The 8,007-nt window shown below is 72.8% G+C and carries 6 protein-coding genes; 2 read left to right on the forward strand and 4 right to left on the reverse strand.

Annotated elements, in window-relative coordinates:
- Positions 1-500: 500 nt before the first annotated feature.
- On the forward strand, positions 501-2,942 hold the full coding sequence (locus ABZ641_RS19760) for a Helicase associated domain protein (RefSeq protein WP_359983422.1): 2,442 nt from the start codon (positions 501-503) through the stop codon (positions 2,940-2,942).
- A gap of 334 nt (positions 2,943-3,276) precedes the next feature.
- On the forward strand, positions 3,277-3,861 hold the full coding sequence (locus ABZ641_RS19765; protein WP_359983410.1) for an SMI1/KNR4 family protein: 585 nt from the start codon (positions 3,277-3,279) through the stop codon (positions 3,859-3,861).
- 1,068 nt (positions 3,862-4,929) lie between these two features.
- On the opposite strand, the gene ABZ641_RS19770 is transcribed toward ABZ641_RS19765, so the two are convergent.
- The 4 genes from ABZ641_RS19770 to ABZ641_RS19785 all read right to left on the reverse strand — a co-directional run bounded on the left by ABZ641_RS19770 (position 4,930) and on the right by ABZ641_RS19785 (position 7,596).
- On the reverse strand, positions 4,930-5,142 hold the full coding sequence (locus tag ABZ641_RS19770) for a hypothetical protein (protein WP_359983412.1): 213 nt from the start codon (positions 5,140-5,142) through the stop codon (positions 4,930-4,932).
- A gap of 629 nt (positions 5,143-5,771) precedes the next feature.
- The gene (locus tag ABZ641_RS19775; protein WP_359983414.1) at positions 5,772-6,404 is read right to left on the reverse strand and encodes a hypothetical protein; all 633 of its coding nucleotides are present in this window, start codon (positions 6,402-6,404) and stop codon (positions 5,772-5,774) included.
- A gap of 501 nt (positions 6,405-6,905) precedes the next feature.
- Positions 6,906-7,175, reverse strand: a complete 270-nt coding sequence (locus ABZ641_RS19780) for a hypothetical protein (RefSeq protein ID WP_359983417.1) — start codon at positions 7,173-7,175, stop codon at positions 6,906-6,908.
- A gap of 259 nt (positions 7,176-7,434) precedes the next feature.
- Positions 7,435-7,596: a hypothetical protein gene (locus tag ABZ641_RS19785; RefSeq protein ID WP_359983419.1), complete on the reverse strand. Its 162-nt coding sequence runs from the start codon at positions 7,594-7,596 to the stop codon at positions 7,435-7,437.
- Between the last annotated feature and the right edge of the window lie 411 nt (positions 7,597-8,007).

Here is an 8,007-nt window from a genome sequence, read left to right on the forward strand (position 1 = left end):
CAGGATTCCGAGAATCGGAATCCTGACGGTGCGGCAATTCGCGCAAGCGCGAATTGCGTGCTCCCCGCTGCGCGGGGAGCCTCGCTGGCTAGAGGGGTGGCGAGGTCGTGTGCATCGTTCTGCTCGGCCTGTGTAGCTCTTGGGTTTGCTGGTGAGTGCCCCTGCTGAGGGATCGTCGGCCTCAGTGGTGGGCGGCCGGCCTGGGCAGTGAGCGGCTCCGCTGCGCTCCGCCGGGGATGCCTCCCTGCGTCTCGATGCTGCTCGCCGATCGGGTTGACGTCCTGTCAGGCTACCGCATCCGGCGTCCGAGGACGAGACGGTTCCGTGGCTTCTGACCCGGGCTCGGCTCGGCCGGGTGTAGCCTGGATGCATCACGCATCGCACGGATGATGCAGTGTGTAGCTCTTGGAATTATGAGGGACCTCCCCCAGGCCGGTTCGGTGGAGGTCGGGAAATCCGCTCCTGAATTCGCGTTCGAGCCCGGGGAGGAAAAATTCAGAATGGCTGTGAAGCTGCGGCCGCACCAGGAGGAATTGGTCGAGGCGGTGGTGCGCGGGCTCGACGTCCCGCCCGGCGGCACGGTGCCGGCGGACGGGCTGCGGGTGACCGCGATCTCGCCGTGCGGCAGCGGGAAGACGATCAGCGCCGCGCACGTCGCACTGCGCGTCGCGCCGAGCGGGCGGGTGCTGGTCCTGGTGCCCACGCTCGACCTGCTGACCCAGACCGTCGAGGAGTGGCGGAAGGTGGGGCACGACGGGCCGGCGGTCGCGGTGTGCTCACTGCAGGACGGGGCACTGTTCGCCGCGGGCGTGCGCTGCACCACCAACCCGCTGCAACTCGCCCTGTGGCACGGCGAGGGACCGGTGACCGTCTACGCCACCTACGCCAGCCTGGAGGTGCTGGAGGCGGCCTTCCTGGGCGCCTACGGGACGCGTCTGACCCCGATGGACCTCGCGGTCGTCGACGAGGCGCACCGGACGAGCGGGTCGCTCGGGAAGGCGTGGGCGGCGGTCCACGACCAGACGCGGATCCCGGCGCAGCGTCGTCTGTACATGACGGCGACGCCGCGGATCTGGCAGGAGCGGCCGGTGGGGTGGGGGCCGCGGGAGGGTGCGGTGGATCGGCTGCCGGTGGAGCTGGCGGCGTCCATGGATGATGAGACGATCTTCGGTCCGGTCGTTTACAAACTATCCATGGCGGAGGCGTGCTCCCGGGGCATCCTGGCGCGGTATCAGGTCATCGTGGTGGAGGTGCCGGACCCCTACCTGACCCGGGAGCGGTTGTACGGGCCGGAGCGCAACGAGGAGGAGGTGCGGGGGCTGCGGCTCGCCGCGACGCAGGCGGCGATGCTGCGCACGGCGGCGGAGCACCACCTGAAGACCATGATCACCTTTCATCGGCGGACCGTCGAGGCCGAGGCCTTCGCCGCTGGCCTGCTGGCGGTCGCGGCGCAGCTGCACGCGGATGACCCGGGGCTGTATCCGGAGCGGGTGTGGGTGAACTGGCTGCACGGCGGGCACGCGGCCGACCACCGGCGCACCGTGCTGCAGGAGTTCGGCCGGCAGGCAGGCCTCGCGCTGCTCGCGAACTGCCGGGTCCTCGGCGAGGGCGTGGACGTGCGGGCCGTGGACTCGGTCGCCTTCCTCGACCCGAAGGGCTCCCCCGTCGAGATCGTGCAGGCCATCGGCCGGGCGCTGCGGCAGAAGCCCGGCGACGACAAGCTCGCCTCGCTCGTCGTCGTGTGCTTCACGCAGCCCGGGGAGAGCGAGGAGGACATGCTCACCTCCGCCTCGTACCGGCCGCTGGTGCGGGTGCTTGAGGGCCTGCGCTCGCACGACGAGGAGGCCGTGGAGATGCTCGCCACCCCTACCACCAACACGACCAAGCAGTGGCCGGTGCGGATCGGGGCCGCGCCCGGCGAGGGCGAGGAGGAGAGCCGGCTGCTGGTGCGGTTCTCCTCGAAGCGGGATCCGTTCTTCCTGGCGAACCTGGTCTCCTACCAGATCCTGGACCTGGACCGGGCGGACTGGAACCGCGGGCACCTGGCCGCGCAGGTGTTCCGGAAGCGGGAGAAGCACCTGCGGGTCCCCTACGACCACCGTGAGGGCCCGTATCCGCTGGGGCGGTGGGTCAGTGAGCAGCGGCGTGCGTATGCGGCGGGGGTGATGGAGGGCGGCCGGTACAGGCGTCTGGAGGCGCTGGGGATGGTGTGGGACGCGGTCGAGGCCGCGTTCCAGGAGAACCTGGCCGCGGCCCGGGTGTGGTTCGCCGAGCACGGCACCCTTGCGGCCCCGCGGGGGGCGGTGGCGCTCGGCAGGCCGGTCGGGCAGTGGCTGTCGAACTGTCGCAGGCCCGGCGCCATGGCCGGCCAGCCCCAGCGCGCGCAGGCGCTGGCCGGGATCGACCCGGATTGGAACCCGGATTGGCCCGTCGACTGGCAACGCCACTGGGCCGCTGTGGCAGCCTGCTTGGACGGCGGCGCCCGGGTCGAGGACCTGCTGCCCGGTGTCACAGTGGACGGCGACGACATCGGCCGCTGGCTGGAGCGCCAGCGCCGTCCCGCCGCCTGGCAGTTCCTCCAGCCGGGCCAGCGCGAACGTCTCGAGCGCCTCGGCATCGAGCCGCGCCCCTCCCCCGCACCGCAGGGCGTAGCGAAGGGCTCTGCAGCGGCGGTCGGCGAGGGCGTAGCGGTGGGTCGGGGGAATGCGGCCGGTGGGGGTTCTGCGGCGTTCCAGCGGGGTGTGGCGGCCCTGCGGCAGTATGCCGAACGGGAAGCCCGTGTGGTTGTCCCGCGGGGCCATGTCGAGGTGTTGGAGGACGGGGTCGAGGTGCGGCTCGGGGTGTGGTTGTCGAACGCTAGGAGTCGCCGCGACCGCCTCGGTCGGGAGCAGCTCGCGCAGTTGGCCGGGCTCGGTCTGTCTTGGGCTGTGGTCGCGGCTTGACGGTGGTGGGGTCGGCTCTGCGTTGCTGTCCCCTGTGGGGTGGGGCGGTGGTTGGGAATCATGGGCGGCTGCGTGGGTCACGTCGCTTGGTGATGGATCGCAACGGATGTGTGGGGCCTCGTGGGGACGAGTGGGCCTGGTGCTTGATGAGTTTCCGGTGCCCGGGCTGCACGGATGTGCTCGTGGAGCTGCGTTTGAGCTGCTGACGCCTGTCTCGCGTGTCCCTGCTCCGCTGGCGGGCTGCAGTGCTGTCGCGGCTCGCTGGCGTGATCCTTCGCAGAAGTGCGGAGGAGGCGTGGGTGTGGGCCTGACGGTGGAGCAGGCGGCGCGGTAGATGGCGGCGGAGGTCGTCGCGGAGGCACCGGAAGGCTGGGCGGAGTGTGTGCTGCGGGGACACGCGGGCAGGTCCGGCTTCGGTCTTCGCGGTGGCGGGTATGTGGTGCCGAGTCGCCCGAGCGGTTTCTTCCATGTGTCGTTCCCGCATCAGGGCCTGGCCGCGCTCGCGTCCCGGTTCCGGGAGAGCCGCGGCTGGGAGGCCATCGTTGTGGAACTCACCTGCCGCCCGTCGGGTGCCTTCGGCCTGGTGGTGTTCTGGGACGCGCTGCAGCCGGGGGGCGGCTGGGCACTGACGCTCGACTCTGTGTTCTGGCCGGCCGAACCGGGCGTGGCTGGCGATGCGGAACCATCGTCCGGGTTCCTACCGGTCGGGGACCCGGCGGGGGCGGTCGAGCGGCTGCGGGTCCTGCTCGGGCAGCATGCCGAACACTCCGGTGCGCCGCCGGAGATGGCGGCGCCTGTCACCGGGGCGCAGCTGGCCGCTGCTGAGCATCGCCTGGGCCGGGTACTGCCCGCGGACCTGCGGGTGCTCTACCTGGAGGCGGACGGGGACGGTGGCAGCGAGGCGTTGGGCGGGTACTGACTGCATCGGGGTTGCGACCTGGTTCGGCTGGGATCTCGACTGGAACCGGGTGGTCTTCGACGCCGACCCGCCGAGCACGGTGCGCCGCTGCTCCGGGCATCCGGGTTGGCTCCCGTTCGCCACCCGTTGCGACGGCAACTTCTTCGCCGTGGACCTCGCTCCGGCCGTGGGTGGCCGTGTCGGCCGGGTGATCGAGGTCGGTCGGGGCTTCGACGGCGGTCCACGCTGTGTCGTTTCCTCTGTCGCCGCCTGGCTCGGCCGGGTTCTGGGTCGGCCCGATCCGCACGCCTGGCAGCGGTCCGGCGAGAGGCGACGCCAGTTGGTGGCTTCCGCCCTCGACAGGCAGCAGCTCGCTTCGGGCGTCCAGGCGGTCCACCTCGACGACGCCCCTTCGCTTGTCGGCCTCGCCTCGCTTGCCGCCGCTGCGTGCCTGTGCCGTCTGCGCCTCAACCGCTGCGCCGCCGCCGACCTGACTCCTGTTGCCGCACTGCCCGTCGAGGACTTGGTCGTTGACCTCGCCGCCGACGCCGGTCTCACGTCGCTCACGGGGCACCCGCACCTTGCCTCACTCGCCGTTGGCGCCACCACCCCGATCGATCTTGCCCCGCTGCGCACCCTCCCGGCGCGGTGTGCCCTCGACCTGTCCGGCTGTCCCACTGTGGATGTGGCGCTGTTGGCCGACCTTCCCGGCATGCGGTACCTGGCCCTGTCCCCCGCCCAGTGGACCGCCCTGGACGCCGCTGGCCGTATCCCTGCCCGGCTCGCCGGCGCACCGCTGGCCGGCGCCCTCGACCTGCTGGCCGTCCTCGGCACCGACACCTGCGGCGCCTACCGCCTCTCCGGCACCGTCGACGGCGACTCCTGGCCTCCCGGGCATGGGGAGGCCGCGGGCGAGGCGGGTGGGCGGTCCGGGGCTGCCGCGGTTGTGGAGAAGGTCGTGTCGGGGCACCGCGGTGGGGCGCGCCCCGGCAGCATGCGGGTGGTCGGGGGCTGCTCGGCCGGCTGTTCCGGGACACCGTGGCTGCCCGTCAGGATGGTTCGTGAACCGCCGGGTTGGGTGGGCGGGGTTCACTCGTCGCGGGTGGTCGTGCGGGTGGTGGTGTGGGTGGTGGCGGTGGGCGTGGTGAAGGCCTCGGCGAGGATGAGGCGGATGTGGCGTTCCTCGACGCCTGCTTCCCGGGCTGCTCGGATCCTGGCGGCGATGTCACCGGGCAGGCGGCCGCCGGGTCGCGTCGCCCAGGTGCCGGTGTCGTCGCCTGCTGCGGTGTCGTCGCCGGTCATGGGCGCGCCCGGGCGGCCGGGTATGCCGGTTCGTGCCGGGTGGTGGCCACCGCTTGGCCGCCCGGGCGCAGGTGCTCCGTGCTCCGGGACCGGCGGCGGGTTACGGCCGAAGACGGGCCGGCCGCTTCCACCGCGGCAGGTGCAAGGGCCGGCCCGGGGGTGGGCGCAGCGGTGCGTGCGGTCGGCCGAAGGTGTGGGTGTCCGGTTGGAGAGCTCGTCATCTCCTCCGTGTCCCACGCTCCGCGGCCGCCCAATCCGGGGCCTACCCGGACGGGGCAGCAGTGGATTGCTGCGTCGCGCTGTGGAGGTCTCCGCCGTGGCCGGTACTTGATCTGGGGGTGTTCGGTGGAGCAGCCCGGTGGGGTGCTTTGGTGACCGAATCGACCTGCTGCCCACGGACGGTGTCACCGACGGCGCTGACCTCGTCATCGTCTGCCTTTGACATCGGTTGGCTGTACGTGCGGCGCCGACGCACCGCCGGCAGGACACGGCTTTGCTCTCGATTCCTGGTCCCTCACTACCGGCGCTGCCCACCCGCCGTCTGTGCCGTGGCCCGGTCGCCCTCGCGGTGCCTATCGCCCGCCGGCGCGGCACCGGCCGGGCCGGCCCGGGCCGGGTGGTGGGTGTGCCTACGGCCAGTGGACGAATGTCTCGCCGGGCCTGTGCGGGCCGGCGGCGTCGTCGTGTATCTCGGGCAGCGCCCGGCTGCGGCCGTAGCCGGTCACAGCGATGCGGCCGTCCTCGATCCGGACCGCGCCCACGGCCTCGTAGAGGCCGAGTGCCCTGGCGACGTCCCGGGCCACCACGACCTTCCAGGAGGTCAGGCCCGCGGGCTGGCGTTCCTCGAGCTGGTGGCGGGTCGTCAGTTCGTCCCAGACCGTCCGGGCGGCTTCGTCTTCGGTGAGTGGCCCGGCATCGAGGCGCCGCCACAGGGCGGGAAGGCCTGCGCTGAAGTCCGCCGGGCCTTCGAGGTGGAGGCGGACGGACTGCCAGCCGCAGCGGGAGTCCTCGAATCGTGACACGGCCGCGAACAGGGCATCCTGGAGCGCTGCGGGGTCCTCCCGCAGGCGGCCGGCTGTGGGTCCGGGGCGCAGCCGCGGGCCGTCGGTCGCGACCAGGTCGGCGATGTGGGCCCATGCCAGCAGCACCTGCACACCGCGCAGGGGTGCGGCGGAGCGGGGGCCGGTCTCGTTGCCGCCGGTTTCCAGCAGGTCGACGAGTTCCCGCGCGTCCGCGCGCAGGAGCTGCCCCGTCGTGGTCAACTGCCTTCCCCTGCCGACCCATCCGATCAGGGCACGCATCTGCCCCAACGCCGTCGGCAGCACCCCGGCTTCGGTGCGGCCGGCTTTCCCCGGCCCGGGTACGGCGTCACGCGTCGTCCCCGGGCGCAGCTCGGTCTCCAGCACGAACTCATCCCTTCCCCCCGGCCCGGGAGTTCCCCCTGGCTCCCTTCACCGTATGCCAGAGCGGGCCGCCGTCCTGCCAGGGAACACCCCGGGCAGGGGCGGTGGCGCGATCTGGGTGCCGGTCGGTGGAGCCGGCGGTGGGCGCTCTCGTCGGCGGCCGGCGCGCTCGCGGCGAGCCGGGCGACCGTAAGACGGTAGGCGGTCCTGCGGGTCGCCTTGGGCCTGGGGGCCGTCCGGGGCGAGGAAGAAGAGCATGGCGGCGTTCACCGCGCCGTGGTCCCGGCCGGGCGGCGGCGGGGGCGCCGGCCTGCGGGTGCCCGGCCGGCGGCGGGGCGGGCACTGTTGCGGTGCCGCCGGTCAGGTGGTTGCGGCCTTGGCCGGGAGAAGGCCGCCCCGCCGGGTCGGCCAGGTCAGGGCGAGGACCAGGGGATTCATCACCACCCAGTACCCGGGATGCACCCAGCCCCGCTGCTTGTCGAACAGGCCCGGCCCGTTGTCCCGGCACAGGTGGCGCATGAACCGGCCGTAGGCCGGGCCGCCGGCCACGAGCAGCAACGGGGACGCGAGCAGGGCCCCGCCCCAGACGGCGCACCGCAGGACCGACTCGGAGAATCCACCATGTTTCACCGGTCGAGTATGGCCTGCCGGCCGGGCCGTGCAGGGATCCGAGTTTGTGGTCGGCCGGTCGGTCGCGGTCGGCCTGGGCCCGAGAGATCGGTGACGCCCGCGGTCCGGCGCTGGTGCGAATCGCCGCATAACCGTCAGGTGGGCGAGGGCGGAGGCGAACCGCCACAGCCGAGGCGGGGTTTTACGGCCCCGGGGCTACTGAACCGAGGTCGAGGGACGATCCGTTTTCGCGGCGGCTGCCGGCCAGCGGGCGGGTGCGTCAGGTGGGCTGGTCGGTGTCGAGGCGGCCGGTGGAGGTGATGTGGAGGTGATGGCGTCCTGGGCCCGGTCCGGGGGCTTCGGGGAGGGCGGCGGCGGGGTGGTCGGGGTCCTCGTGGGAGTGGTGGAGAAACGCCCGGGTCTGCGTCTGGTTGTGCGTCATGCAGCTGAGAGCGCAGTGTGGCTGATGGATCGTTGAGATATGGATCGTTGAGATGGCGGCGTCGATCTTGCCGAGGTCCTGCCGGCTGTGTTCGGCCCTCGGGTTCAGGCGTGCGCCGGGCCGGAGGCGGAGGGCGGCTTCAGCTCCCGGCGATCATTCGGAAGGAACCGGTGGCCGCGTCCCGGGGGCCGGATTGCGCTGCCGGGTTCTTGCCGCAGTAGGGCGGGCTGGTGGGCGGCTGCCGATCCGGATCCAGTGCCGGGACCACGATCCCCGCCATGTCCGCTCCCTCGCTCGGCAGGGCCGGTTGCTGCTGTGCAGCCTGTCCGCGCGTCGGGAGTCGCCGATCGACCGGGCGACCGACCGGGGCCCGGTACGGCCGGGGCAGGGCCCAGGGCCCAGGGCTTGCGG

This window comes from Kitasatospora sp. NPDC007106 (assembly GCF_040634455.1).
In the GTDB taxonomy this organism is placed as follows: domain Bacteria; phylum Actinomycetota; class Actinomycetes; order Streptomycetales; family Streptomycetaceae; genus Kitasatospora; species Kitasatospora arboriphila.